Here is a 26,527-nt window from a genome sequence, read left to right on the forward strand (position 1 = left end):
CACCGGTCAGCCGATCGGCAGGCACGCCGACCCGAGACCGATCCCGATGCCGACGCTGACCAGGACCGACCCCTCGGACTCGGGTGTGTAATTGCCGCCGACGTACTTCGCGAGCATTACATGATCACCGGTCGTCGTGGGCTGCCAATCGAATTGCGCGATGAGCGCGACGCCGGTCGTCGGCGTGGCCTTGTTCACCGTCGGGGGGACACTGCCGAGCAAGGTCCCGTTGTCCCAGAACTCCACCGGCGGAATGTTGTACCCGAGCCCGAGCGCGGAACTGCCCGAAACCGTTGCCTTCACCTGGACCGTGCAGCCGGTGACGGCTCGACCGGACAGTGTCACCGCCGTGGTGACATCCCCTGGCGCGCCGACGGCCGCACCGGAGGTCAGCAACGACCCGCCGACCACCGCGACGACCGCGGTGAAAACCGCGGCACCGGACCAGATACGACGAACAGCTGCACCAAGACTTGTGACGGCCACCTACGCCTCCTGCGCTCGCGAACCCGATCGACCGGTCCAGTGTCGATACAGTCTCCGCGCATCGCAAGCTCCGAACGACTTCGGCGAGCCGCGGCGGGTCGGCACGCGCACCACCGTAGTTACCCAGGATGTCCGATGAGTTGGGGACATGCGGCGGGCCCCGGTTCGAAGTAACGGTTGTGTTGCCATGAGCTCACCTGGCGTTGATTCCGCCGGAATTGGGAACTCCTGCTCACACGTCCCGTGAGCGGAATGAGGTGCCACATGAACACGGTGGTATGCGGCGACTGCTGGCGTCGCGAAAACTTGACGTTCGCACAGCGACTGGACCCGGCATTCATCCGGCCCGAATTCGCCTACCTGTGCGCGGAGCACCGGGCCTGTCGGGCCGAAACGCTCGGCCGCACCGACTTGCGGCAATCGGCGGCGTGAACACTCGAAACCTACCGCCCGTGATCGCGGCAAGCGCGTACTCGCCGCGCCGACTTCGTCGGGCTGCCATCCCCCATGCGGCCCAGCGCATTTCGCTGGCGGTCAGGGCGCGTCGGGCAATGAGCCGGTGCGCCCACGCTCGCGCTCCGCGGCGGTGGCGAGGTAATCGCCCAACTCGCGGCGCAGCGTGACATCGAGGGATCGGGCCAGGGTGGCGTGCACCGAGGCCACGGCGAGTTCACGCATCTTGTTGAGCATCGTTGTGGTGTCGGCGATTTCGCTGCTGGTCTCCGGCAGCCAGCCGGGTCCGTGTTCGTCGACGATGTGCTGTTTGGCGGCCGTGATCATGATGTGGGTGATGTCATCGATGTGATCGGCGACCTTGGCGTAGATCTCGATGAGCGTGCGCAGTTCCAGGCCGTATTCGTGTAATTCGGCGAAGGAGGTGAGCAGTGCGGTATCGGTGAAGGCGACGGTATCGCCGTCGATCCGCACCAGTTTCATCTCCGCGAGCCGGTCGACGAGTTCATCGGTGTCGGCGCCGAGAATGGTGCCGATGAGTTCGCGGGGGACCTCGAAGGTTTCCTCCTTGGCCCAGGTGGCTGTCACCGCGTGCTGTAGGCCGAGCACCTCGGTGAGGTCTTTGCCGGTCTCCCAGCTGGTGATGAAATCGGCGATATGGGCGGTGGTGAAGCCGCGCTGCAACAGCGCGTCGATGAGCCGCAGCCGCTCCAGATGCGAATCGTCGTAGATGCTCGCGCGCCCGTCCTTGCCGACCGGCGGCGGTAGCAGCCCGCGTTCCTGGTAGGCGCGCACATTCCGGCTCGTGGTGCCCGCGGCGCGGGCGAGATCATCGATCCGGTACTCCGGCACCGATATCACCTCCCATAGCGAGTGCGCCGCGCTGCACCGGCGGCCCGGACACGGTCTTGGAACCGACCGAGTCTAACGATAGGGCCACCGCTGGCGATTGCTTGCCGGTCGCTCGGAACAACCAGCTGCCCGGCGCTAGGAAACCGCCGCGATCCGCGGTTTCGTGCGCGCGCTCACCGGCACGACGTGGTAGTCATCGAGGTGCACCGTCCGCAGCTGACCGACGTACTGGGTGGCGAAACCCGGATACATGGTCGCGTTGAACCCGTCCTCGGTGAGATACCAACTGCGGCAGCCGGAGTTCCAGGTGGTGCTGCCCAGCCGCCGCTGGATCGCGGCGTTGTAGCGGTCCTGCCGGTCTCGGCGCACATCGAGCATGCGCAGATTCCGGTCGAGGATGATGCCGATCGCGTGGACCAGATAGTCGATCTGGGCCTGCATGTACACCAGCGCCGAATTGTGTCCGGGCCCCGAGTTCGGCCCGAAGGTGAGGAACAGATTCGGGTAGCCGGATACCGCGATGCTCTTATAGGCATAGGCGCCGTGGCGCCATTCCTCGGCGAGCACCCGCCCGTCCCGGCCGACGACCGGAATGGGGGAGCCGGTCTTGGAGACATCGAATCCGGTGGCGAAGACTATGCAATCGGCCTGGTGCTCGATACCTTCTGCGGTGCGGATGCCGTGTTCGGCGATGTGGGCGATCGGCCAGGTGATCAGCTTGCAGTTATCGCGTTGCAGCGCCGGATAGTACTCATCGGTCATCAGCAGCCGCTTACATCCGGCGCGGAAGTCCGGGGTGAGCTGGCGGCGTAGCCACGGATCCCGGACCTGCCTGCGCAATTGGGCCTGCCCGACGAGTTCGACCACCCGGGTCAGCGGGGTATTCCAGACCACGCCGAGCGCCACCGATTCGTGCCCGTAGAACCAGGCCAGGCGCGACAGCGATGCGGCGGCGGGCACCCGGCGGTAGAGCTGTTTGGTCAGCGGTGTGGTGCGCCGATTGATCCGGGGCAGCACCCATCCCGGCGTCCGCTGGAACACCTTGACCGCGGCCGCCTGCTCGACGAGTTCCGGAATGATCTGCACCGCACTGGCTCCGGTGCCGATGACCGCGACCTTCTTGCCGGTGAAGTCATAGTCGTGATCCCAACGGGCACTGTGGATCTTGTGTCCCCGGTAGTCCTCGATACCCGGAATATTCGGCAGACCGGCATTGGCCAGCGGTCCCGAGGCCAGCACCACGGCCCGCGCGCGAACGGTCTCGGCTCGGCCTTCGATCGTGATGTCCCAGACTCCGGCGTCCTCGTCGAAGACGATGCCGGTGACATTGTGGCCGAAGCGAAAATGCTTGTGCAGTCCGAATCGCGCGGCCATCGACTCGATATAGCCGAGGATTTCACTGCTGCCGGAATAGGTGTGCGACCAGTTCGGGTTCGGCGCGAAACTGTAGGAGTACAGCCGCGACGGAATGTCGCACGCCGCGCCCGGATAGGTGTTGTCGCGCCAGGTTCCGCCGATCGCGGTGCCGCGTTCGAAGATCGCGAAGTCGCCGATTCCCCTTTGCTGCAGGCGAATCGCGGCACCGATACCGGCGAACCCACCGCCGATAATGGCGACGTCCACTGTGCGCCCACCCGTCGTCCGGCCGCCACCCCCGATCGAATCGCTGCGCGATGCGGTATCCATCTGTTCGCTCCTCATGCGGCGGGCTCGTAGGTGAGTTCCTTGGACCAGGTGGGGTCCTTGCGCAAGAGCGCCTTCGGCACGCGCGCGGTGATCTTCACCAGTGCGTCGGCCAGCAGGTGATAGGGGTGGCCCCGGTTGATCACCCAGCCGCCGTGCATCTTCACGATCTGGTACATCGGCAGCCGGCGCGCGAATTCGCTGCGCTCGCCGACATTGGCGTAGCGCTTGAGCGCGGTGTACAGCTTCTCCTCGTCGACGCCCATCTCGACAATGTTGTCGCGCATCTTGTTCAGCAGCGGCACATAGCTCAGCACGCCGATGATGAACGAGGGCTTGGCCCAGCCGCCGACCAGATCGATCAGCAGTTTGCGCATCTGCGCGTGTCCCAGCAGATCCATTACCGCGAAATCCACGGCCAGATGCCGGGATTCGTCGGCATTGATCCTCTTGAAGGCCTCCTGGCAGATCGGATCCTCGATCTCGTCCATGATGAACTTGATCAGCGCGCCGTCCAGGGCGACCTCCAGCATCGGGATCACCGTGCCGAGGAACGATAGCGACATATCGTCGGAGTACTGGTCCAGGAAGTCGATGACCAGTTTGACGTTCACATTCGGCTGCGGAATCTCATCGCCGTCGAGCATGCCCCAGCGCCGCATCAGCGCGAGTTCGGCATTGGCGTGCTTCTGCTCCTCGGCGTGGAAGTAGCGGTAGATCTCGCGCAGCGTTTCAGTGGGCGCCTTCTTCGCCATGGCGGCGAAACCGCGCGCGCCGACATTCTCGATCCACATCAGATCGGCCATGAACGGCTTCAGTTTGGCGTGCAGTTCGGGCGAGATCGTGTCCGCGCCGGGGGCATCCCAGTCGATATCGGCCAGCGCCCACTGCCGATCCTTGATCTTGCGGAGCATATCGTCGAAGTCCATGCCGTACCGATCTCTTGCGGGTCGCTCGGAAGGGGCAGCGTTCGCCATGATCAGACTCCCGTCTTATCGGAGACCGCGGAGCGGTCCGTCGTGGTCGGGTTCTCCTGTGGCAGTAGCCGATCCAGGAGGCCGAGGGCATAGGTGTACTGGGCGGGGAAGTAGCGCTTGAGCCGCCAGATGAGGTGGGCGTCCAGTTGCGGCAGCACATACAGCTGGCCGCGGTCATGGGCGTCGAGGGTGGTGCGCGCGACCCGGTCGGGGGAGAAGCCGGTCAGGCGCATGAGGGTGTCGGCCAGCCGAGCCGATTGTTCGGTAATGCGGCCGTCGCGTGCCACATTGGTCTTGACGAAGGTCGGGCACAGCACGGTGACCGCGACCCCGGTGCCGCTCATTTCGGCGGCCATGGTCTCCGACAGCGACAGCACCGCCGCCTTGGACGCGTTGTAGACCGCCATCGAGGGCGCGGCGGCGAAGGCGGCCGCCGAGGCGACATTGATGATCCCACCGTGGTGGGCGGCGCGCAGCTGCGGTGCGAAGATCTCGCACCCGTGCACGACACCCCACAGGTTGATGCCGAGCGCCCATTCCCAGTCGTCGAAACCGATCTCGCCGACATGCTTTCCGCCGATGCCGACGCCGGCATTGTTGACCACCAGCGTGACCGGGCGTTCGAACAGCGATTCGGCGAAGCGCGCGAGCACTTCCACGTCCTCGCGCCGGGAGACATCGCAGCGGAACGCGTGTGCCGCGCCCGGGTGGTCGCGTTCGATGAGCGCGACGGTCGCGTCGGCGCGGGATTCATCGATATCGGCGCAGATCACCTGCCCCCCGCGGGCGGCGATTTCGAGTGCGAAGGCCCGGCCGATGCCACTGCCAGCGCCGGTCACCACCGCGCGTGCGCCGTGACTGCGGCGCGGCCGGATGCCGACCGGAATGAGCCTCTCCAATCCGAACATATCAGCTCACCTTCTCCGTGACGGTATGGGAAATCAGTGCGGTACAAAGGAATTCGGCGGCTCGCCGCAATGCCCGGTCCGCCTCCGGCACCAGCAGCGGCAGCGCCTGGAAAACGTGCACCTGGCCCGGCCAGATCTCGAGTTCGCACGTGCCGCCCACCGCCCGCACCATCTCGTGCAGGTGTCGGGCATCGGCGCTGAGCATTTCGGCGCCGCCCGCCTGGATGAGCATCGGCGGCAGCGCCATACCCGGTGGCACGCGCAGCCGCAGGCGCGGTGCGTCGGCGGGCAGACCGCGGGTGTAGGCGTGCGGGAGTCGGCTGGCCGCGCGGGCCGAGATGACCGGATCCCGTTGCCGCCGTTCCTGTTCGGCGGCCAGCCCGAGGGTCAGATCGAGCAGCGGGGAGAACATCGCGACGGCGGCGGGTTGCGGCCGGTTATGGCGTCCGTTCTCGAGCAGCAGATCCAGCGCCAGATGTCCGCCCGCCGAATCGCAGGCGATCGCCAGATCGTGTGCCGCGATACCGCGGTCGAGCAGCCAGCGGTATCCGGCCTCGACATCATCGGCGGCGGCCGGAAACCGATGTTCCGGCGCGAGCCGGTAGTCGGTGAGGAAGACCGGCAGCCCGGTCCTGCGCGAGAGCTGTGCGGCCAGTCCGCGATGGGTGCGGGCCGAACAGACCACATAGCCGCTGCCGTGGATGTAGTAGATGGCGCGCTGTCCGAAATCCACACCGGGGGCACGGACCCATTCGCCGCGGACAGTGCCGGATCTGACCTGGGTGACAGCCGTGCCTCGCGGCGCTGGGCCCGCCGTGGCCATGATCGTCGCGATCAGCTTGCGTGCGAACCACACTCCCGGTGCGTTCATGGGTACCGCATTGTTCAGCGGCCGCAGCCCGATCTCGCATGCCGTCGCAGCGAGCCTGGACCGCGCCGACGGCACCGTCGGAACGCCGGGGACCGAGGTCCTCGTTGACCTTGTCATGTCCTCAGCGTCATCGATGAATGTGCCAGTTGTCAATGGCACATTTAAAACAGGCTGATCACGATGGCGCCAGGGCCAGGCCCCGCATCGGCCGAGGGATCAGTAGCCGCGGTGTGGGTCGATCGGCGCGAGGAGATCTCGGCCAGCGATGAAACGGAGCACGTTCTCGCTCACGTGGTCGGCGAAGGCGGCGAGTCGCAGTTGCGGGGGATTCGAATCATGCGGGGTGACAATGGCATTCGGCAGCACCCAGAGCGGATGTCCGTCGGGCAGCGGCTCCGGATCGGTGACGTCGAGGCCCGCACCGCCGATCGCGCCCGCGGCCAGCGCGGCCACCAGCGCGTCGGTGTCGATCAGGCTGCCGCGGGCGACATTGATGATCCAGGATGTCGGCTTGAGGCGGGCGAGTTCGTCGGCGCCGACCAGATGGCGGGTGGCGGGGGTGGCCGGGGCGGCAATGACGACGTGGTCGGTGCGCGGCCAGACCCGGGCGAGCTGATCGGCCGGAATCGTCTCGACGGTGTCGGGGATGCCGGGGCCGGTTACCGGTGTGCCGGAGCGGTTGACCGCGATGACGTGCACACCGAGCGGAATGAGCATGGGGATCAGGGCGCGCCCGATTCCGCCCGCGCCGACGATCGCCACGGTCTTACCGTGCAGCGTGTCGACATGGGGAAAGAATTCCTGCTGCCGCCAACTCCCGGCGTGCAGATGTTCGGGCAGATAGCGCACCCCGGCGAGTAGCAGCATCAGTGCGTGTTCGGCCACGCTGGCGGCGAAAGCGCCTGCGGCGGAGGTGAATCGAATGTCGGGATGGCGGGCGAAGATGCCCGCGGTGAACCAGTCCTCGACACCGGCCGCCGGGAGCTGCACCCATTCGACGCGCTCGGGCAGTTCGTCCGGGAATTCGCGGGGACCGCCGGCCCAGATCAGCGCCCTGGCCTCCGCCAGATCCACAACGTTCGCGCCGCATTCGACCACCGCCTTGCGCAGCAAGGTCGGAGCGGGCATGGCCGGGCCGATCGCGATCGGAACCGGAACCTCGGCGGGGCTCATGGACGACCTCCTATCGCGGGCGAGACCAGGGAGCAGCGGCTGACTCCGAAGCGAACGGTAGCACCGGTAGCTGCGCCGACCGTCGGTTGTCAGTCCTGCTCGTCGAGGTCGACCGTCACGTTGTCGCGGTCGGCCCACTCCAGCAGTCGGTCGATGCGGAATACCGCGTCGTCGATGCCCGCGTGCAGATCACCGAATTCGGCGAAGCGCGCGGGGACGGTCTTCATGGTGAAATCCTGCGGTTCGATATCGGGTATCTCGTCCCAGCGGACGGGGGTGGATACCGTCGCCTCCGGGACGCCGCGCACCGAATAGGCGGCCGCGATGGTGTGGTCGCGGGCGTTCTGGTTGTAGTCGACGAACAGCAGGTTCGGATCGCGGTCCCGGCGCCACCAGGTGGTGGTCACATCGTCGGGCGCGCGCCGCTCGACCTCGCGCGCGAAGGCCAGTGCCGCGCGACGCACCTCGGTGAAACCCCACTCCGGCGCGATGCGGACGTAGATGTGCAGGCCCTTGCCGCCGGAGGTCTTCGGCCAGCCGACCGCACCCAATTCGTCGAGCACCTCATGGGCAACGCCCGCCACCCGCCGCACCCGCGACCACGGGCAATCCGGCATCGGATCCAGGTCGATCCGCCATTCGTCGGGTCGCTCGGTGTCGGCGCGGCGGGAGTTCCAGGGATGGAATTCGACGGTCGACATCTGCACCGCCCAGATGACATCGGCCAACTTGTCCACGCAGAGTTCGTCCGCATGTCTGCCGTAGCGCGGGAAGAAGACCCGCACCGTCGGAATCCAGTCCGGCGCGCCCGCTGGCAGCCGCTTCTGATGCACCTTGTCGCCCGCGAGTCCCTTCGGAAAGCGGTGCAGCATGCAGGGCCGGTCCCGCAGCGCGCGGACGATGCCGTCCCCGACGCTCAGGTAGTACTGCACCAGGTCGAGCTTGGTCGCGCCGGACTCCGGGAAGTAGATCCGGTCCGGGTTGGAGATGCGGACGGTGCGGTCGCCGATATCGAGTTCGACAGCGGGCGACGCGGACTTACTGGCCACCTGTCCGACGATAACGGCTGCACGGTCCGATCGCGTGCATCCGCGTGATATGCAGCTCGAACTGGGCAGTTGGAACTGTACAGTTGAGACTGAATAAATTAGAGTCGTCGGCATGGCCGAGAAGATCTCCGAATCCGCCGTTCGGGCCGCTGCCGAGGTGCGGGTCGTCTTCGGCAGGCTGCGACGGCGCATGCGCGAACTGGCCGCCGATGACGACCTGACCCCATCGCAGGCGGCCGTGCTCAGCCGCTTGGACAAGGACGGCGCGGCATCGACCAGCGATCTGGCCGCGGCCGAACGCGTGCGGCCGCAGTCGATGGCCATGACGGTCGCGGCGCTGGATCGGTACGGATTCGTCGAACGCCGCCCGGATCCCGCGGACGGGCGCAGGCAATTGCTGTCGTTGACCGCGGCGGGGCGCGAGCGGCTGCGGGGTGACCGGCAGGTGCGCCAGGAGTGGCTGGCTCGAACCCTGCAGCAGCGGTGTACGGAGGCGCAACGGCGCACCATTCTCGAGGCGCTCGCATTACTGGACGATGTGGCGCAATCATGACCGCTGTCGAACAGCAGCACGCTGGATCGTCCACTGGCACAACGAGATTCGATCGCGGGCTGATCGCGCCGATGATCCTCGGCTCGATTCTGAACCCGATCAACTCCTCGATGCTCGCGGTGGCGCTGGTGCCGATCGGGAAGGCGTTCGGCGCACCGCCGTCGCAGACCATCTGGCTGGTCTCGGCCCTCTACCTGGCGACCGCGGTCGGGCAGCCGGTGCTCGGACGGCTCGTCGACCGATATGGGCCACGCACCCTCTATCTGATCGGCACCGCACTGGTCGGTATCGCGGGCGTGCTCGGTGCGCTCGCGCCCGGTCTCGGCGTGCTGATCCTGTCCAGGGTGCTGCTCGGATTCGGCACCTCGGCGGCCTATCCGGCCTCGATGTTCCTATTGCGCAGTGAATCCGAGCGGACCGGAGCGCAGAGCCCGGCCGGGGTGCTCGCCGTATTGTCGATCGCCAATCAGGTGATGGCGGTGGTCGGGCCGACGCTGGGTGGGGTGCTGATCGGCGTGGGCGGTTGGCATCTGATCTTCACCATCAATGTGCCGCTATCGCTGGCGTGCCTGGTGCTCGGGCGGATGCGCCTGCCCAGGAGGGCTGAATTGCCCGCGGCGGTGCGGGCGCGGCAGGACGGCGGTGTGGATATCGCTGGCATGGTGTTGTTCGCGGGTGCGCTGGTCTCATCGATGCTGTTTCTGATGGAACCGGCCCTCGCGCACTGGTATCTGCTGGTGATCGCCGGTCTTGTCGGGCTGGTATTCGTGCTGCGGGAGTTGCGTGCCGCCGCGCCGTTCATCGATCTGCGGGTGCTCGGCGGTAATGCGCCGCTGCTGGCCACTTATGGCCGTCAGGTGCTCGCCTTCGTCACCGCCTATGCCTTCCTCTATGGCTTTACCCAATGGTTGGAGGAGGGGCGGTCACTGAGTGCATCCGTGGCCGGGCTGGTGCTGTTGCCGATGTCGTTGAGCGCCATAGTGATTACCGCCATTACCGGCCGGCGTCGCCAGGTGCGCGGCAAGCTCATCGCGGGCGGTCTGCTGCAGGTCGCCGCATGCGCATGCCTGCTGCTGCTCGGTCCGCACACCGGAATCTGGCTATTGGTGGCACTCGGCGTGCTGATGGGGCTGCCGCAGGGGCTCAACGGGCTGGCCAATCAGAATGCGCTGTACTACCAGGCCGATCCGGCGCGAATGGCGTCGTCGGCCGGATTGTTGCGCACCGGAATGTATCTCGGTGCGTTGATCGCGGCGGCGGCCGATGCGGCCGTCTTCCCGCAGGCCGCCGATAGCGCCGGGGTGCACGAGTTGGCGGTATTGCTGCTCGTCGTGTCGGTGCTGTTGGTGATCGTCACGCTTGCGGATCGCTCACTCGCGCACGTGGGGCGCGCGGCAACCTGATCTTCATATATCCCAGGACAATTCGCCTCGAAAGGTCGCATCATGCCGGTTACCACACTCGATGAGCGCACCGCACTGGTCGTCATCGACCTGCAACACGGCATCGTCGCCGCACCGCGCCAACCGCATTCGGCCGCGGCGGTCATCGAGAACTCCGCCGCGCTCGCCCATGCCTTCCGCGCCCACGGTCTGCCGGTGGTGCTGGTGCGGGTCTCGTTCTCGGCCGATGGCGCCGATCAGGTGAAGGGGCGCAATGAATTTCCGTTCCCGGGCGGCAATCCGCCGGAGGGCTGGGACCGGATCGTGGACGATCTCACCGGCCATCCCGAGGATATCCACGTCATCAAGCGCAACTGGGGCGCGTTCTACGGCACCGACCTGGACCTGCAACTGCGCCGCCGCGGCATCACCCAGATCGTGCTGGCCGGGATCGCGACCAGCATCGGCGTCGAATCGACCGCCCGCGCCGCGCACGAACACGGCTACCACGTCACCCTGGCCGTCGATGCCATGACCGATTCCGATGCCGAGGCCCACCGGCACAGCATTACCAAGATCTTCCCGCGCCTCGGCGAAACCGGCACCACCGCCGAGATCGTCGAACTGGTCGCCGCAACCCGCTGACCCGTGGCTTCGCCGGTCGTGAACACCGGGTGTCAACCGGGATCGAAGGGGCGCACACTGGCGAGATGATGACCAAGCTGATGCGAGCGATTCGTCGTTTGTTCGGACGCGGGGTCCCCGCCGGTGGCGGCCGGGGTCCCGGCGAAGCCGGTGGCGGCGCCGCGGGCGTCCGCGAGCCGCGCCGGCCGATCCTGCCCGACGACCGACTCAGCGATACCAAGCGAATGGAACCGGATCCGCCGACGCTTCGGCTACCGGATGCGCGCCAGTGAGGCGTGACCGGTAGCCGACCGCGGCGGCTCAGTTGTCTCCGCGCAGTTCCGGCATGGGCGGTAGCTCGATGGTGTCGGCGAGCGGGTCGACGCACTGGTTTTGCAAAATCTCGAAGAACGCCTCGGCCGAGCCATACCGCGCGGTGACCTCTCTGAGCAGCCGTTCTGCGGGCATGTTCGAGTTCATGTGGATATCGTGACCTACCGAACCCGGTCTGAAACGCGCGTTCGCTAAATATTCGCTAGGTTGTTAGTTATTGAGCGGTAAACGACGGGTTCGCACATGCACCCGCCCGCCTGGTACCGATTACGTCTGGGTCGCCAGCGCGAAGGGCAGAACCGCCGGTGCACCGGCGTTCCGGAGCGCATGGGCCGCCACCGTGAGCGTCCACCCGGTATCGGAGAGGGCGTCGACCAGCAGAATCGGCCCGTCGACCGAAATCGGGTCCGGGACCAGCCAGGAGTCGAACAGCCCGGCCACCCGGTGCGCGGAATTCGCGGCCGATACCGGCGGCCGGTCCGGACGCAACCGCAGGGTGCCGAGGTCACGGAGGCGACCGACCTCGGCGAGGCGGGCCGCGAGGGTGGCGGTGAGCACCGGATGGCGATGCGATTCGAGGGCCATGACCGCGGTCGGGCGGGTCGCCCAATTCCACTCGCGCAATACCGCGATGCAGGCATCGAAGACCGCGTCCGGAACCGGATCGTCCGGGGCGTCGAGGAGGGCGCGCAGGCGCTGGCCCCAACCCAGATCGGTGAGCCTGCCGAGAGCTCGTCCGGTCTCGGCGCCATTGGTGATCTTGCCGGACAACCGGATGCCGAGTTTCGCCATCCCGGTCGGCCACTGTTTGCGCGGGGCGAGGTCGAGGCCGGGACGGTCGAGTCGGGCCCGGGTCGCGGCAATGGCCGAGGAATCGATGGTGGTATCGAGCCGGGTGCCGGTGCAGTTGTCGCAGCGACCGCAGCCGGGCGCATCGCCGTCGAGCGCGGGCAGTCCCGGGTCGTCGAGCTGGCGGCGCAGGAACCGCATCCGGCAGCCGGTGGTGCGCTGATAGTCGATCATCGCCTGCTGTTCGACCTCGCGGGCCGCGGCCAGGCGTTCGTAGCGTTCGGTGTCGTAGGTCCACGGCTGTCCGGTGGCGATCCAGCCGCCGCGGACCCGGCGCACCGCGCCGTCCACATCCAGCACCTTGAGCACCATCTCCAGTCGCGAGCGGTTCAGCTCGACCAGCGGTTCCAGGGCGGCCGTCGACATGGCCCGGTCGAAATCCAAGGCGTCGAGTACCGAGCGCACTATGTGTTCGCGCGGAAAGGCAACGGAGGCAAAGTAACTCCAGATCCTGGTGTCCTCGGGTCCGGGCAGCAGCACCACCTCGGCGCGATCGGTGCCGCGGCCCGCGCGACCCACCTGCTGGTAGTAGGCGATGGGGGAGGACGGGGCGCCGACGTGCACCACGAACCCCAGATCGGGTTTATCGAAGCCCATGCCTAGGGCGGAGGTGGCGATGAGCGCCTTCACCTCGTTGTTGAGCAGCGCCGCCTCCAGCACCTCGCGTTCGGCGGTATCGGTCTGCCCGGTGTAGGCGGCGACATTGTGCCCGTGCGCATTCAGCACATCGGCGAGATCGTGGGCCGCGGCGACGGTGAGGGTGTAGACAATGCCGGAGCCGGCCAGCTCGCCGAGGTGCCCGCTCAGCCAGGCGGTGCGCTCGACCGCGTCGTCGAAGTGGACCACCGAAAGGTGCAGCGATTCACGATCCAGGGTGCCGCGCAGTACCAACGTTTTGGTGCCGATCTGGGTCGCGACATCGGTGACCACCCGGTCATTGGCGGTCGCGGTGGTGGCCAGCACCGGCACATCGGAGCCGAGATCGGCGATGAGGGTGCGGATGCGGCGGTAGTCGGGCCGGAAATCGTGACCCCAGTCGGAGACGCAGTGCGCCTCGTCGATCACGACCAGTCCGGCGTCGGCGGCCAGCTTGGGCAGCACCTGGTCGCGGAAGTCCGGATTGTTCAGCCGTTCCGGGCTGACCAGCAGCACGTCCACCTCGCCCGCGGCCACCCGATCATGGATCTCGTCCCATTCGGTGACATTGCCGGAATTGATGGTCGCCGCGACGACGCCCGCGCGTTCGGCGGCCGCGACCTGATTGCGCATCAGCGCCAGCAGCGGCGAAACGATCACCGTCGGGCCGCGTCCCGCCCGCCGCAACAGCTTGGCCGCGATGAAATACACCGCCGACTTACCCCAGCCGGTGCGCTGCACCACCAGCGCCCGCCGCCGCTGCACGATCAGCGCCTCGATCGCCGTCCACTGATCCGCGCGCAGCCTCGCCCCCGGTCCCGCCAGGTCGCGCAGCAGCTCCTCGGCCCGCTCGCGCAGGTCGGGAGCTGTGAGGTCGATCGCTGACGTACCGGCCGCCGTGGTCATGCGCTCCATCGTGCCCGATGCCACCGACAGCACTCCCGACCACCGCCGTGCGCACCATGCTGCCCGAATTCGACGGCTCGGCCGATACTCCTGGGCAATGAACAATAGGGTTGTGAATTGCTCTCTGGGGAGTGTGAGTGAACGCGAGTCTGTCTCGAGTCAAGATCTTGGCAGGATCCCGGCCGGTCACATGGTTGATGCCACGGCCGGCGAGATCACCTGAGAGTGCTCGGTAATGCCGATTTCAGGATGGTGACCAGGTGAGCGGTTTCCTCTCGCGAGTCGTACCGAACCGGCCCGTTGTCATCACTACCGTCGCTTTTGGACTGATTGCACCGTGATCAGTTTTCGAGCACTGTACTGAAACGACGCGATTGCCACGCCTGCCGTCATGCGGCCCGATGACACCTCGGAGCCAGCGGCGTGGCCGAGCGTCATGACGGCGGTCAATAACCATTCGGGCGTGCAGTGGGGATCGAATTCGCCGGTGGCTTGACCACGGCGGATCAGCTGGTCCAGTGGCCCGAGTATCGGTGCGTGGGCATCATGATCGTCGGCCGGATCGGCGGGGGGCAGGTGCAGCAGCATCGGATAGCGCTGCATGATGTGCCAGCAGAGGTCGAGGAATCGCTGGAGGGCTTCCCCTGCCGGGCCTTCGCCAAGGCGAGCCACATCGATGGCGGCGACGACCTCTGTTGTGATGCGGGCAACCGCGGCCTGGATCAGCGCGTCGCGGGTCGGAAAGTGGGCGTAGACCGTTTGCCGACTGACCCCTGCGGCCATGGCCACGTGCTCCAGGCTTGCGTCGGGTCGCTCGCCGAGTGTTCGTACGGCGGCCTCGAGCACCGACTCCGCGCTGCGGCGGGCGTCACTTCTCCGGCGGCGGGGCGAACCAGTTTTCTCTGACATCCTTGTCAATCTTAGCGGATGAGCTTAGCCTTGACAGCGTTGTATGAATTATCTGAAAGGTGAACGGATATGGCAACTTCCATCACCCTCCCTGGACACGACCTTGCGGCATACCTCACCGCATATGTGGCGGAAATGGCCTTCGGGGCCGAAGAGCCCGAAGTCATCGTAGATCGGTACCACACCCCCGATATTCTCTGGCTCAGCGACGGGCACCCGATGGATCGGAACAGGTTGGTGGCTCACGCGAAACCGAGCCGCAAGAACGTGACCCAGTGCCGGGTCGACATCATGGACACCATTGCCTCGGGTGACCGTGTCGCAGCCCGTTACACGGTCATCGCCACGATGCGCACAGGCCGGACGATCGCCACCGAGATATACATGTTCGGCGATCTCGCCCCGGACGGGCGATTGCATCGGGTCGACGCCATCACGCGCGACCTATCCGAATTGAAAGATGAGGCACCAGAAGATGTTTCCGCCCACTGAAGACAACAGACCGCCACCGCGGTAACCGCCTTGGCCGGATTCCAACATCGGCCAGCGGCGGAAGCCCCTGCGGATCGTGGGCGCGCAGCCGCCTGGAGGCGTCCTCCGGTAACGGCCCGAACGCACTCAATTGCCGCTGGGCGCGTGGTCGTGAACGTCCGCATCTGCCGATTCCGCGATGTTTCAACGGCAGGTTCTCCCGACAGCAACGGTTACGGTTCCAGTGCGTCGGAACTGGCTCGCGACAAATAGCCAGCTGCACCCCAGGATGAGAGCATGATCGAAACCACGGCGGTGTTGGGAGTGGCTGCGACCGAGTTGGGAATGGTGCTGACGCCGGGCCCGAACATGATGTATCTGGTGTCGCGCACCATATCGCAGGGACGACGAGCGGGTCTGGTATCGCTATCGGGTGTGGCCGTCGGATTCATCGTGTATCTCGTGGCCGCCACCGTCGGGATTACCGCGATCTTCGCGGTGGTGCCGGGGTTGTATCTGAGCATGAAGCTGGCCGGCGCAGCTTATCTGGCGTACTTGGCGTGGAAGACGTTGCGCGGCGGCATCTCTGTGTTCGAGCCCTCCGATCTGCCCGCCGACTCCACGCGCAGGCTCTTCAGCATGGGGCTGGTCACCAACCTGCTCAATCCCAAGATCGCGATCATCTACATGGCGTTGATCCCGCAGTTCGTGACCCCAGAACAGGGGCGAGTCTGGTTGCAGAGCCTTCTGCTGGGCGCAGTGCAGATCGGTATCGCGCTGACGGTCAACGGCTTGATCGTGCTGGGAGCCGCCACAATCGCAGCGTTCCTGACCGGCCGCCCGCTCTGGATGCGGGCACAACGCTGGGTCACCGGCACAATGCTCGGCGTCGTCGCCGTTCTACTAGCTACCGACCGGACCCGCCCGGTTCCGGCCTAGGCTGACCGACGCGAATAACACGCTGCTGGCAAGTGCGCGGTAATGCCGAGTTCCGAATAGTTGGCCCAGTCCCGCACTATTCACCGCCGTACGGCGTTAGAAGGCCAATATCAGCGCAGTAATGCGAGATCAGGCCGGATGATCTCGCCGCGATGTCTTGTGCCGGCCTTCGACGTCGGCGCTACCGATCATCTCGACACGGTGGTTGTGGGACGCGGATCAGCAGTGTTCGTATTGACGTACGTAGGGCTGCGACTCCGGTAAGACGTTGTATCCGGGTGTCTGGCAGCCGCCGACCACGACCTCGAAAAAGGGGCCCATGGAGTAGACGGGGCCGTTGGGTGTGTGGATCGTGTAGGCGACCGCCGCGCCGGAGCCAGCCAGGTAGGGAAGATGCAGATCGGCGAGTTGTGTGGTCTGCGCGGCACTGAATTCCGTACCTACGGGAGGGAATACGGTGACGCCCAGTGTGCGGCCTTCAAAAGGCGGGTCGTAGACCGACACCCGAGCGAAGAACGGGATGGGTTGATCGGTCAGGAACCACTGCCACAGGTCGAGTTCGTCATTGGACGGGAAGCGAGGGGTGGGCTCTTGGTGGGGGGTGACGCGATCATGGGGCCATGGATACGACCCGGGGATCCGTTCCGAGTGATTGGTAAACCCGCGCTCCCGCTCATGAACGGGGGATACGATCCACTGGTTGGATGCCAGTTCGGGGAAGTCCCGGATGATTCGGCGCATCGCCGCGGTGGCGCGGTGGGGTTCGCTCTCGGAGCCCGCCCGGATGTCGATGGTGTTGGTGATGCGGTCCGCGAAGCCGCCGCTCGAGCCCCAGTGCACTTCGGTGCCCGCAGCCCATAGTCGCGCCCAATTGTGGGCGGCGTTCGCTTCCGTGCTCACGTCACGGCCGAACATCCAGTACGCGGAATAGGAGTCCGCCATCCGATCGATGGTGACCGTTATCGGGTCGCCTTTGAAACGGTGCGGAAGCGGTTGAGCGCCCATGGCACTCACCACAGACGCGGCCTCGGCCGGAGTGGCGTCGTCGCGGAGCTGCACGTCGAGTTCGGCGGTGAAATGCCTGCCCTTGTAGTGCTCGAAGCGGTGTGATGCGTCGGTCACCCCCGGCAGGGCCCGGATGGCCGTCTCGATCTTGCGTGACCAGCTGTCATGCTCGGCCTGGTCGCGTCCTCGATCGAAATAGCCGCATCCGGTCAGCAGGACAGCCGCCATCAGCAACCCGAGGGTGGGCACGGTAGAGCGCATAGCGTTGATCTTGCCAGCAATTGGCGTCACAGCGCTGCCGCCGACGCGCCCCCAGTCCTGTGGCCGGATTGCGAGAGTTTCGAGGTGGCTGGGGAATTGCGGTGGCGTAACGGACTGGGGCGAGCGACGGAATGGACGGCCCGACCCGACGATCGCCACGCCTCGCCCGCCTCCCTCCCCAGCTATCTGCAGACTGCCATCGCTCGGTCCAATTTCCTTGGGGAGATACTGATTTGAGTGTTCATCCGCCTCTCCGCAGCCGCACTAGGGTTCCTCGTTGCGGTCTCGTGATCGATTGGGATCTCAACGCCGCGATCAACCTCGCCCGCCTCGGCGACGCCACTGACACCGGTGGACGCCACTGACACCGGTGGTGGAACGGGGACTGGTACCGGGAGTAGCCTGGCCGCCGGTCATGGGGCTGGACAAGGACGTGGAGCCGACCGCAAGACCCGCCCCACCACGGTGGTTGGGAAGGCAGGTGGCGTGGAAGCGTCTGCCCCGCACGGTTCTCGGGCCGGGAAGACGGGTACTGCCACTCCGCAAGGAACGGCTGCCTGAACGATGAGTCGTCATTCTTCATACGAACACTCACACTTCAGGTAACGGTGAGACGATAGCTCGGCACGCACGCACACCGTGGGACCGCGCAGGAGGTAGCCATGACCAACTATGAGCCGCCGCCGGGTTGGTCTCCGCCCGGTTCCCAATTCCGCAGCACCGGTGGGTTCGGGCGGACTCTGGTCGGCATTCTGGTCGGTCTGGTGGTGACGCCGGTCGGGATCGGACTGGCCGCCCATGCGGCGTTGGATACCCGGCAGTGGGTCATCCTCGGATCCGCGGCCAATCGGGCCGGATCGACCTTCCAAATCGTGGCAGCGGCACTGCTATTGCTGCTGGTCGCGGCGCTGGCCGCGTACTCACCGGCCGGGACGGTGCTGGCCGGACTGGTCTGGGGTGTGGTGCCGGGATTCGTGTACTTCCTTTTTCCCGACGACACCTGGCGGATCATTCACGACGATCTGCCGGTGCTGTCGGATGAAATGCGGTTCGCGCTGATCACCTGGGTGACCAGCGGTTTCCCATTCATCCTCGGCGTGCTCCTGATCGGTGCGGGCGTCGCGGGCACACTGCGGCGGCGCTGAATACGTTCAGGCCGAATTGCCTACGCGATCTTTGCATGCCGACCTCGTCAACGCTCAGCAGCGGCTGCTGCGTCGGAATTGTCGTAGTGTCGCTGAGCTGGTTCGGGCCGAATTGCGGTTGTGTGCACCGCAATTCGGCCACGTCTCACCCCTTCACACACAGCACCTGATGCAATGTCGCGACGATATCGACTAGATCGCTCTGTGCCGCGATCACCTCATCGATATCCTTGTACGCGGCCGGGATCTCATCGACCACACCCGCATCCTTACGCGACTCCACCCCTTCGGTCTGCGCGATCAGATCGGCGACGGTGAACTGCCGCTTCGCCGCATTCCGGCTCATCCGCCGACCCGCACCGTGCGATGCCGACTGGAACGAGGCCGGATTTCCCTTGCCGCGCACCACATATGAGCGGGTGCCCATCGAGCCCGGGATCAATGCCAGATCGCCCGCGCCAGCGCGCACCGCGCCTTTACGGGTCACCAGCATCGGTACGCCGTCGATCAGCTCCTCCGCCACGTAATTGTGGTGACAACTGATCGGCTCGTCGAAACGCACCTCGCGTCCCGCGAATTCCGTGCGCACCGCACCGCATACCAGCGACAGCATCACCGCGCGGTTGCGGGCGGCGTATTCCTGCGCCCAGGTGAGATCACGCCGGTAGGCTTCCATTTCCGGTGTACCGGAAAGGAATACGGCCAGATCGCGATCGGGGAGATCCTGGTTGTGTGGCAGTGCGCGCGCGATGGTCATATGCCGCTCGGCGAGTTCCTTGCCGATATTGCGGCTACCGGAGTGCAGCAGGATCCATACCGAATCGTGCTCGTCCAGGCAGATCTCGATGAAGTGATTTCCGGAGCCGAGCGAGCCGATCTGCTTATGCGCCTTGGACTCCAATGCCTGCACGCCCGAATGCAATGCGCCGAATTCGGACCAGAAACGGTTCCAGCCGGTGTTGTGCCGGGCCAGCTCGCCGTGGGACGCAGCGAACTGCGCCCCCAGCTTCGTGACATCGACCGCATTCTTGTGCGCCTGGAAACCCACCGGTACCGCCGCTTCGATGCGCGAGCGCAGCGAATGCAGATTGTCCGGCAGGTCGGCGGCGGTGAGGTCGGTCTTGACGCTTTCCATGCCGCAGCCGATATCCACGCCGACGGCGGCTGGCGCGACGGCATCGCGCATCGCGATCACCGAACCGACCGTCGCCCCCTTGCCGAGGTGCACATCCGGCATGACGCGGACGCCGTGGACCCATGGCAGTTGCGCGATATTTCGCAGTTGCCGCAGCGCGGACTGCTCGATGTCGTGCTCGTTGGCCCACATGAGCGTCTGCGCCCTAGTACCGCGCAGCTCGACGGGAAACATGGGGAACATCCTTTCTCGTTCGGTGTGTTCCCCTTCAACGCTAGATTCCCCGCACCACTATCCGCACATCATTTTTGGCCGGTTACGGCTCCACGAAATCGGCGGCCAGGCCGCACAGTTTCCATGTCCCACCGCGGCGCGCCATCGTCCCGGTGTAATCGATGTCCTTGAAGTACTGCCGATATTTCGCGGGCACATTGGTGAAGGATTCGTGTGCGAGGAAGGTCGCCGAATCCGGGCCGGTCTGGGTGATTCCGGTAATCGTGGTGGTGAAGCCCGCACCCTCGACCTCCGGGCCGATCCGCCCGTCGTATTGCGGCGTGTACTGCACAACCAGCGTGTTGACGGCCGGTAGCGCCTCCGGGCAAATGAGCGCGGCGAACGATTGCCACTGTCGGGCATTCGCGGTCGCGGCCAGTTGTCCGACGGCCTCGGTCAGCGCCGGGTCGGAGCTGGTCGGATTGTTCGTCGTGGTGCGCGCATCCGGCGGATTGAAGACCAGCGGCGCGGGCAGTGGCCGATATCCCGACGGCTCGATATTCTCGGCCACCGCGCGGGCCCAGGTGCCGTCGGCGATCATGGCCTGAATGGCATTGGTGATCTTGCTCTGCAGGAAGGTGTCGCCCTTTTCGACGCCGACGCCGTACCGTTCGCGGGTGAAGGGGCGCCCGACGACCCGCAGCTCGTTCGGATGCTGTGCGGCGAATCCGGCGAGGATCACATCGTCGGTGCTGACCGCGTCGACCTCGCCCGCGAGCAGTTCGTCCACGCAGGTCGAATAGGTCTCCTCGACGCTGACCTGCACACCGGTCGCGAAGTCTCGCTTGATCTTGTCCGCCGAGGTGGAACCCTCGCCGGTGCAGACGGTCCGGCCGTCGAGCGCCTCCGGCCGATCGATATCCGCCGCACCGCGTCGGACCAGCAGATCCTGACCGGCCAGCAGATACGGTCCGGCGAAGGACACCGCCCGCTGTCGATCGGCGGTGATCGAATACGACGCGACGACAAAATCCACCTCGCCGCTGTCCAGCAGCGCTTCGCGTCGATTCGACGGTGCCTCCAGCCAGCTGATCCGCTCGGCATCGACGCCGAGGTATTTCGCGATATAGATCGCGGTATCGACGTCGAATCCGTGCGGAATCCCGTCCTCGCCCATGACCGACAGCCCCGGCTGATCGAATTTGATACCGATGGTGACGGTCCATGGTGTGTGATCGATCGGGTACACGCAGGCGGCCAGCACCACGCCGCTCGCCAGGCCGACAGTAAGGATCGAGCGCTTCATCGAGCCGAATCTCCTCTCGATGCCGGGATACCTCGGTCGAGCAGGTTCGCGCCCCCGCGCATGTTCAGCTAATTATCAGCGCGAACGATTTGCGCATAATTTTCGCTGATTACTTGATGGAAGCGAGTGTGCATTGCGCGAAACCGTTCACTTTTTGAGATCTGGCTACCGATGGGCGATCGATGGGTTTCGATAAATGTGCGCCGCGTTTCCGTTGGCGATCGCAATGCCGAGTGCTTCGGCGTCAGCGGTCGTCATGACGTCCTCGGCGATCCACTCGTCGAGCAGGCGGCCGAGACCGCGGCGCCACAGCACCGCCCCGAGGTAGTGCAGTTCCGGAAGTCCGTAGCCGTCCGAGGAATAGAGCATCGAACGGAACGGGGCGAGTTCGAGTGCTTCCGCGAGCACCGCCGCGGCCCGCTGTCCCACATACGGAATCGTCAGGCCGAGATCGAGATGCACATGGTCGAAGGCGTGTGCGAGATAGGCCGCGTTGCGATGAAACGGCCAGCAGTGCAGCAGTACGACCGATGTGCCCGAGCCCGCTGTGGCCCGCAGGAAGTCGGTGAGCAGCAAGGGATCCGCGTGCCGAAGCCGCAGATCGGTGTCGCCGAAACCGGTGTGGAATTGCAGGGGCAGGCCGAATTCCGCGCCGATGCGGGCACCGAGTCCGACCAGCCAGCCCAGGGTCGCCGGATCGGTGAGGCGGCGTTCGAGGGGGACTTCATCGGGTGGGGAGTCGATGCGCGGGAAGTCGAGTCCGCAGCGGTAGGCCACGATTGTCTTGAGGCCGACGGCATTTCGGACCCGCCCGCGCAGCGCGGTCTCGATATCCTCGAACGGCGTCGTCTCCACGGCGACCTCGGCGATCACCTGTTCGGCGAGGTGTTCGAGTCGGACGATCTCGCACACCTCACCTCCGGCGACCGCCGCGAATTCCGCTCGTCCGCCGCCGAATCCGGTGTCGAGGAACCAGTGGGTGACACCGGTCGCGCGCAGTAGCCGGGTGGTCGTTTCGCGCCAGCCGAGTTCGGCGCGGCGGGCCAGATACCGCTCCGGATCCGCATGCGGCTCCAGATCGAGAACCGGTGCGCACCAACGCCTTACCGCGAGACCGAGCGCCGAATCGAAGCTGCCGCGTTGCCCCTCGCCGAGCAGCCGCTCGAAACCCGGCCGGTCCAGATCGGCGGCCACTACGCCGTGACAGTGGTGATCGGTGAGCGCGATGCCATCAGTGAGCACGCTAGAACCGCCACCGGGTCAACTCGACCACCTTGGCCGGGCTGATATCCCGATAGCGTTCGGCCTCGGCGCGGCGCACGGTGAGCAGGGCATCGTGCAATTCGACACCGAGCGCCTCGGCGAGCACCTTGGAATCCGCCAGTGCGTCGGCGGCCTCCATGGAATTGGTCGGCAGCCGCCGCACACCCGAGAGCATGAGTTGTTCCGCATCGAATCCCACCGGATCGCCGGTGATTTCGGCGGGCAGCCGCAGTTCTTCGGCGACGCCAGCGAGCCCGGCGGCAATGACCGTGCCGACGATCAGATACGGATTACCGGTCGCGTCGAAACATTTGATCTCGGCATTGGCGGCCCATTCCTCGGTGCCCCGCACGCCGGTGATGAAGCGCAGGGCGGACTCCCTGGTCTCCCGACCCCAGCATTGCCAGATCCCGGCCCACCGCGAGGGCTGCAGGCGCAGGAAGCTCGCCGGATTGCCGGCCCCGATCGCGACCAGTGCGGGCAGTTCCCGCAGCACACCGGCCAGGAAGGCCTCGCCGGCGCGTCGCATGCCGTACGGTCCGTCGCCAGCGGCGAAGAGCGGCCCCTGCTCGTCCTGAAGCGAAAAATGCAGGTGCGCACCGGAACCCGCACTGCCGGGCTCGATACACGGCGCCAGCAGCGCGCGCCAGCCGTATTGCGCGCTCACCTGCCGGATGGTGTGCCGGAGCAGGACCACGTCATCGGCCGCGGCCACCGGATCGTTGGGTGCGACCGACAGCTCCATTTGCGCGAGCGCGTATTCCGGATGGAACTGATCGACCGCGATCTCCTGGCGTTCCAATGCCGCGACCAGGTCGCTGGCGTATTCGGCCACCTGGCTCAACCGGATCATGCCGTAGGCGGGTCCGTATATCGCTGGGACGAAATCGCTTTCGGTATCCGCGCGCCCGAGCGCCCACTCCGTCTCGAAGGACATCGACAGCCGCAGACCCGACTCCTGCGCCGCTTGGGCCTGCCGGGTCGCGAAAGCACGCTGGCAGGCGACGAAGCGGGTGCCATCCTGGGTGTACTTATCGGCGGGCGCCCAGGCCCAGCCCGGCTGACAGGCGAGTTCGGTCAGCCGGGACAGGTCCGGGATCAGGCGCAGATCGCCGTCGGGCCCGCCGAGATATCGGCCGACCGACATCAGATCGTCGAAGGTGAACGTCTCGAAGCAGGGCGAGACGCCGATCCCGTATCTGGCGGCATGCGCCAGCCGCCCCTTCGGCACGGTCTTCACCCTGGTTATTCCGGCATTGTCGACGAAGGACAGCACGACCATATGGGCCTCGAGGTGTCCGATCAGCGCATCGTGGGCACCTTCGGCCGGTATCCGGTCCGGCATGGTGGGCATAGTCCCAAGATAGGCCGCGCCCGCCCGCTTGGGGGCGGACTCGGCCGACCTGGTCGTGTTATGCGGTGGGTCGGGTGAACTCGCCGTCTTGCATGCCTGCGGTGAAGGCATCCCACTCGCTGGGGGTGAATACCAGTGCTGGGACGGTTGGGTTCTTCGAGTCCCGAACGCCGACCTTTCCGCCGTCGAGCCATGCCACCTCGACGCATTGCCCGCTGCCTTCGCTGTAGCTGCTCTTGAACCAGTTCACCCCGGATAGGTCAACGTTCACCACGTTCGTGCTCCTTCGCCACCTGTCGCAGCAGGTTTCTAGTCTCCACCTCGCCCAGACATGCATCCCGGATGGCCGAAGCAAGCTCGCCATAGAACCGCACATCCTCAGGCCTCTCAAGATATACGTCCTGCGCCGCTCCGCCGTCGATGAATACCACTGGAGGCTCGATGGGTTCACCTTTGGCGATGCGCTCGAACTCCAGGATGATGAACGAGCTGTTGGGCGTCCCCCAGGTCAAACCTGCACTGTATGGATGTATCCGCAGCGTGATGTTGGGTCGCTTGGACATTTCGGCGAGGTGCCTCAGCTGCGCGGCCATGATGCTCCGGTTGCCGATCACGCGGTATAGCACCGACTCGTGCAAGATCACGTTCAACTGGATCGGGTTCGTCTTGCGCGTGATGAGCGCTTGCCGTTTCATTCGGTGCTCGACGCGCCGGTCGACGTCGTCAGTGCTGGTGAACATGGGAACCGCGCTGATGATTGCCCGCGCGTAGTCGACCGTCTGGAGCAGGCCAGGAACGTGTTGCTCATGGCAGCTTGTGAGTCGGCGTGCAGCGGCCTCGAGCCCCACGTACATGTTGAACGCGTTGCTGTACAAGCCGCCGTAGACGTGGTGCCAGCTCTTCACTCTGCCTTGCTGGGCGAGGTCGACGGCGGCCTTGGTGTCGTCGTCGCCGACGTCGTACACCTCGCATAGCGCCTGGACGTCCTGTCTGCGGACCTTTTGAATCTGTCCGGTCTCGATGCGCTGAAGCACGGCTCTGGAAAGGTCGACCAATTTGGCGGCTTCGGCAATGGTGAATCCGGTGGCTTCGCGGCGTTCGCGAAGGAACCGTCCGAGCTGGCGGCGCGGCAGGGTTGATGACGGGCCGTGCTCTTCGGTGCTGGTCACGGGGTCTCCTGGAATCGAGTCACATCGGATCGGAAACTGAGCCTGTTCTTACTGCAGAACCGAGCGCCGTTCTGGCGTTTTAGAGCAATCGCAATCGAGTTCTCGTTTCTGCTGCTGTCTATCGGTTGCTGATGCTGTGCTGTGGGCGGCGCTCGAGCTGGAAATCGTTGAGATACAAGGCCTGTCCGACCGCCCCCCCGCAGCTCCATCGACCGAAGGCCTGGAACGATGACGAACAATCAAGTGGCAGAATCACATACAGGGCAATCCGACGCGCCGAAGGCTGTTGGATTCGTGCGCGGTGACGTGTCCGGACTCGCAACACCCCGGCACGCAAACGCCGTAACGCAGCACGCCCGGATTCTGGGCTACCAGTACGTTTACACGGTACGGCCACCGCAGGACATCCCCGACCCGATCGGGTACGCCCTCGGGATCGCCGCCGGGCTGGGTGTTGCCGCGATCGTGGTCTACGACTTGGCTCAGGTCGACGATCAACCAGCGCGGGTGTGTGAGGACTTCGATCTCGAAACCGTTTGTCCCGCAACGACATGGGCGAGGGTCGCCTACCGGGCCATCTCTGAGACAGGGGTGGCCTGATGCGCGAGGACATGATCGTCACGCCGCCGCGAGTTTGCGGGTATGCCGATATCGCGTTGGCGCATCAGCAGATGCGCGAGCATCGCGCGTGCCGTATCGGCTGGTGCGTGTGGAAGGCGGCGGCGTATTACACGCTGGTCGATGCGGGTCGAGTCACGCCGCAGTCGTTGACCCCGCGCGAGCGCGCCGCCGCGCGTGGCCTCGAGTTCCCGCCACTGGACCGCGAGGGTTCCGCGCAGGGCGGGCCGACAGTGCAAACGCTGCGTGAGGTGCTGGACAAGCTCACCGAGCTGGCGCTACCCATTCCGGGCGCGAACAGTGGCGGCGACGGCTGACGATCCGGGGGGAGTCGGGATGAGCGAGCATCGCACCGAGGTGGACGGCTGGCAGGCGATCTGGCGGCTCGACGACCACTGCGTTCGAATGATGTTGGTGCGCAACCTCTTCGAATCGGAGCCGCTGATATCGATGTCGAGCGCGGCCACCGCACCGGACCTGGTGCAGGTCCGGGAGCGGTTCCCGGCACTGTCGCGGTTGTGGGACGCGGTACGTCACGAGTACTGGACGGAATCCCTGTCCCCTAAAGAGCATTCGCCGGGGACGACCTGAGTGACGGTCATCCACCGACCCGGCGCGCGGCGATCGTCTGATTCGAGCCCTTGCTACCTGTACCAGGGTTCGGTCCGTGGCAGACGGGGTGGAAGCGGCATCGCCGGTATGCCGGTGACGGGACGTGGGATCGGGTGCGGGTCGCATTGACGGCGCTCGCTGATGCGACCGGAAACCTGAGATCTTCAGCGCCGCTCGGCCACTGGTCGTCCATCTCGAACCGGCCGAGCGATAGCGCCGGGCCTGCCGACGCCACCCGCTGCGCCAACGACTCCGGCGAGCCGCATCGAGATGTCCGGCACGACAAGAGCCATGGTGGCCGTTCCACCGTGTGGGCGGCAACGCTACTACCGTGAGCGCGGAATCCGTGGTGAGGCTGCTGACCGTCGGGCGACTCGCCGGGCGGCGAGTCG

The 26,527-nt window shown here is 65.8% G+C and carries 29 protein-coding genes; 11 read left to right on the forward strand and 18 right to left on the reverse strand.

The annotated features are described in order from the left end of the window. Nucleotides 1-6: 6 nt before the first annotated feature. Nucleotides 7-486, reverse strand: a complete 480-nt coding sequence (locus ACWEO2_RS36695) for a hypothetical protein (RefSeq protein WP_452409567.1) — start codon at nt 484-486, stop codon at nt 7-9. 264 nt (nt 487-750) lie between these two features. On the opposite strand from ACWEO2_RS36695, the gene ACWEO2_RS36700 reads away from it, so the two are divergent. Beyond that, entirely contained in the window at nt 751-918 is a 168-nt protein-coding gene (locus ACWEO2_RS36700; protein WP_354959468.1) for a hypothetical protein, read from the forward strand. 102 nt (nt 919-1,020) lie between these two features. Here ACWEO2_RS36700 and ACWEO2_RS36705 read toward each other — a convergent pair whose 3' ends face one another. The 7 genes from ACWEO2_RS36705 to ligD all read right to left on the reverse strand — a co-directional run bounded on the left by ACWEO2_RS36705 (nt 1,021) and on the right by ligD (nt 8,452). Next, complete coding sequence (locus ACWEO2_RS36705) at nt 1,021-1,791, reverse strand: MerR family transcriptional regulator (RefSeq protein ID WP_452409568.1); 771 nt, start codon at nt 1,789-1,791, stop codon at nt 1,021-1,023. A 135-nt stretch (nt 1,792-1,926) separates the two neighbouring features. Continuing rightward, nucleotides 1,927-3,477, reverse strand: coding sequence for a flavin-containing monooxygenase (locus ACWEO2_RS36710; RefSeq protein ID WP_452409569.1), 1,551 nt, complete (start codon nt 3,475-3,477; stop codon nt 1,927-1,929). Between the two features lie 11 nt (nt 3,478-3,488). Next, nucleotides 3,489-4,403, reverse strand: a complete 915-nt coding sequence (locus tag ACWEO2_RS36715) for a ferritin-like domain-containing protein (RefSeq protein WP_452409588.1) — start codon at nt 4,401-4,403, stop codon at nt 3,489-3,491. 50 nt (nt 4,404-4,453) lie between these two features. Further along, nucleotides 4,454-5,359 carry an SDR family NAD(P)-dependent oxidoreductase gene (locus tag ACWEO2_RS36720; protein ID WP_452409570.1) on the reverse strand — a complete coding sequence of 302 codons (906 nt, stop codon included), beginning with the start codon at nt 5,357-5,359 and terminating at the stop codon, nt 4,454-4,456. Nucleotide 5,360: 1 nt separating this feature from the next. Further along, nucleotides 5,361-6,347: an alpha/beta hydrolase gene (locus tag ACWEO2_RS36725; protein WP_452409571.1), complete on the reverse strand. Its 987-nt coding sequence runs from the start codon at nt 6,345-6,347 to the stop codon at nt 5,361-5,363. Between the two features lie 99 nt (nt 6,348-6,446). Continuing rightward, on the reverse strand, nt 6,447-7,403 hold the full coding sequence (locus tag ACWEO2_RS36730) for a D-isomer specific 2-hydroxyacid dehydrogenase family protein (protein WP_452409572.1): 957 nt from the start codon (nt 7,401-7,403) through the stop codon (nt 6,447-6,449). Nucleotides 7,404-7,492: 89 nt separating this feature from the next. Then, nucleotides 7,493-8,452 (reverse strand): non-homologous end-joining DNA ligase, encoded by a 960-nt coding sequence (gene ligD / locus ACWEO2_RS36735; protein ID WP_452409573.1) that lies wholly within the window; start codon nt 8,450-8,452, stop codon nt 7,493-7,495. Nucleotides 8,453-8,564: 112 nt separating this feature from the next. On the opposite strand from ligD, the gene ACWEO2_RS36740 reads away from it, so the two are divergent. The 4 genes from ACWEO2_RS36740 (at nt 8,565) to ACWEO2_RS36755 (ending at nt 11,304) form a co-directional block, all read left to right on the forward strand. Next, nucleotides 8,565-9,005, forward strand: a complete 441-nt coding sequence (locus tag ACWEO2_RS36740; RefSeq protein ID WP_354959475.1) for a MarR family winged helix-turn-helix transcriptional regulator — start codon at nt 8,565-8,567, stop codon at nt 9,003-9,005. Beyond that, nucleotides 9,002-10,408, forward strand: a complete 1,407-nt coding sequence (locus ACWEO2_RS36745; protein WP_452409574.1) for an MFS transporter — start codon at nt 9,002-9,004, stop codon at nt 10,406-10,408. Before ACWEO2_RS36740 ends, ACWEO2_RS36745 begins: the two co-directional genes overlap by 4 nt. 42 nt (nt 10,409-10,450) lie before the next feature. Next, complete coding sequence (locus ACWEO2_RS36750; protein WP_452409575.1) at nt 10,451-11,032, forward strand: hydrolase; 582 nt, start codon at nt 10,451-10,453, stop codon at nt 11,030-11,032. Nucleotides 11,033-11,097: 65 nt separating this feature from the next. Next, nucleotides 11,098-11,304: a hypothetical protein gene (locus ACWEO2_RS36755; protein WP_354961144.1), complete on the forward strand. Its 207-nt coding sequence runs from the start codon at nt 11,098-11,100 to the stop codon at nt 11,302-11,304. A 28-nt stretch (nt 11,305-11,332) separates the two neighbouring features. Here ACWEO2_RS36755 and ACWEO2_RS36760 read toward each other — a convergent pair whose 3' ends face one another. The 3 genes from ACWEO2_RS36760 to ACWEO2_RS36770 form a co-directional block, all read right to left on the reverse strand. After that, the gene (locus tag ACWEO2_RS36760) at nt 11,333-11,491 is read right to left on the reverse strand and encodes a hypothetical protein (protein ID WP_355183985.1); all 159 of its coding nucleotides are present in this window, start codon (nt 11,489-11,491) and stop codon (nt 11,333-11,335) included. Nucleotides 11,492-11,611: 120 nt separating this feature from the next. Next, a complete protein-coding gene (locus ACWEO2_RS36765; protein WP_452409589.1) occupies nt 11,612-13,744 on the reverse strand; it encodes a RecQ family ATP-dependent DNA helicase in 2,133 nt (710 codons plus the stop codon). 300 nt (nt 13,745-14,044) lie between these two features. Then, nucleotides 14,045-14,581, reverse strand: a complete 537-nt coding sequence (locus ACWEO2_RS36770; RefSeq protein WP_354961141.1) for a TetR/AcrR family transcriptional regulator — start codon at nt 14,579-14,581, stop codon at nt 14,045-14,047. 132 nt (nt 14,582-14,713) lie between these two features. Between ACWEO2_RS36770 and ACWEO2_RS36775 the strand changes: the two genes are divergently transcribed. Together ACWEO2_RS36775 and ACWEO2_RS36780 are read left to right on the forward strand one after the other, a co-directional pair. Next, nucleotides 14,714-15,136: a nuclear transport factor 2 family protein gene (locus tag ACWEO2_RS36775; protein WP_354961140.1), complete on the forward strand. Its 423-nt coding sequence runs from the start codon at nt 14,714-14,716 to the stop codon at nt 15,134-15,136. A gap of 276 nt (nt 15,137-15,412) precedes the next feature. Further along, on the forward strand, nt 15,413-16,054 hold the full coding sequence (locus tag ACWEO2_RS36780) for a LysE family translocator (RefSeq protein WP_354961139.1): 642 nt from the start codon (nt 15,413-15,415) through the stop codon (nt 16,052-16,054). A gap of 219 nt (nt 16,055-16,273) precedes the next feature. Here ACWEO2_RS36780 and ACWEO2_RS36785 read toward each other — a convergent pair whose 3' ends face one another. Continuing rightward, a complete protein-coding gene (locus ACWEO2_RS36785) occupies nt 16,274-17,320 on the reverse strand; it encodes a hypothetical protein (protein ID WP_452409576.1) in 1,047 nt (348 codons plus the stop codon). 662 nt (nt 17,321-17,982) lie between these two features. Between ACWEO2_RS36785 and ACWEO2_RS36790 the strand changes: the two genes are divergently transcribed. Continuing rightward, nucleotides 17,983-18,465 carry a hypothetical protein gene (locus tag ACWEO2_RS36790; protein WP_354961137.1) on the forward strand — a complete coding sequence of 161 codons (483 nt, stop codon included), beginning with the start codon at nt 17,983-17,985 and terminating at the stop codon, nt 18,463-18,465. Nucleotides 18,466-18,610: 145 nt separating this feature from the next. Here the strand turns inward: ACWEO2_RS36790 and ACWEO2_RS36795 are convergent, their stop codons facing one another. The 6 genes from ACWEO2_RS36795 to ACWEO2_RS36820 all read right to left on the reverse strand — a co-directional run bounded on the left by ACWEO2_RS36795 (nt 18,611) and on the right by ACWEO2_RS36820 (nt 24,905). Next, entirely contained in the window at nt 18,611-19,834 is a 1,224-nt protein-coding gene (locus ACWEO2_RS36795; RefSeq protein ID WP_452409577.1) for an RtcB family protein, read from the reverse strand. An 82-nt stretch (nt 19,835-19,916) separates the two neighbouring features. Continuing rightward, nucleotides 19,917-21,119 carry a glutamate ABC transporter substrate-binding protein gene (locus tag ACWEO2_RS36800; RefSeq protein ID WP_452409578.1) on the reverse strand — a complete coding sequence of 401 codons (1,203 nt, stop codon included), beginning with the start codon at nt 21,117-21,119 and terminating at the stop codon, nt 19,917-19,919. Between the two features lie 165 nt (nt 21,120-21,284). After that, on the reverse strand, nt 21,285-22,361 hold the full coding sequence (locus tag ACWEO2_RS36805; protein WP_452409579.1) for an amidohydrolase family protein: 1,077 nt from the start codon (nt 22,359-22,361) through the stop codon (nt 21,285-21,287). A 1-nt stretch (nt 22,362) separates the two neighbouring features. Continuing rightward, nucleotides 22,363-23,736 carry a glutamine synthetase gene (locus tag ACWEO2_RS36810; RefSeq protein ID WP_452409580.1) on the reverse strand — a complete coding sequence of 458 codons (1,374 nt, stop codon included), beginning with the start codon at nt 23,734-23,736 and terminating at the stop codon, nt 22,363-22,365. A 58-nt stretch (nt 23,737-23,794) separates the two neighbouring features. Then, nucleotides 23,795-24,007, reverse strand: a complete 213-nt coding sequence (locus ACWEO2_RS36815) for a DUF397 domain-containing protein (protein WP_452409590.1) — start codon at nt 24,005-24,007, stop codon at nt 23,795-23,797. Beyond that, on the reverse strand, nt 23,997-24,905 hold the full coding sequence (locus tag ACWEO2_RS36820; RefSeq protein ID WP_452409581.1) for a helix-turn-helix domain-containing protein: 909 nt from the start codon (nt 24,903-24,905) through the stop codon (nt 23,997-23,999). The genes ACWEO2_RS36815 and ACWEO2_RS36820 overlap by 11 nt, the downstream gene beginning before the upstream one ends. A 228-nt stretch (nt 24,906-25,133) precedes the next feature. Between ACWEO2_RS36820 and ACWEO2_RS36825 the strand changes: the two genes are divergently transcribed. From ACWEO2_RS36825 to ACWEO2_RS36835, 3 genes are read left to right on the forward strand one after another with little or no spacing between them, the layout of a single operon-like run. Then, the gene (locus ACWEO2_RS36825) at nt 25,134-25,505 is read left to right on the forward strand and encodes a hypothetical protein (protein ID WP_452409582.1); all 372 of its coding nucleotides are present in this window, start codon (nt 25,134-25,136) and stop codon (nt 25,503-25,505) included. Beyond that, on the forward strand, nt 25,505-25,840 hold the full coding sequence (locus ACWEO2_RS36830; protein ID WP_452409583.1) for a hypothetical protein: 336 nt from the start codon (nt 25,505-25,507) through the stop codon (nt 25,838-25,840). Before ACWEO2_RS36825 ends, ACWEO2_RS36830 begins: the two co-directional genes overlap by 1 nt. A 19-nt stretch (nt 25,841-25,859) precedes the next feature. Next, nucleotides 25,860-26,114 (forward strand): hypothetical protein, encoded by a 255-nt coding sequence (locus tag ACWEO2_RS36835; protein ID WP_452409584.1) that lies wholly within the window; start codon nt 25,860-25,862, stop codon nt 26,112-26,114. Nucleotides 26,115-26,527 lie beyond the last annotated feature (413 nt).

It is taken from the genome of Nocardia sp. NPDC004278 (assembly GCF_053602975.1).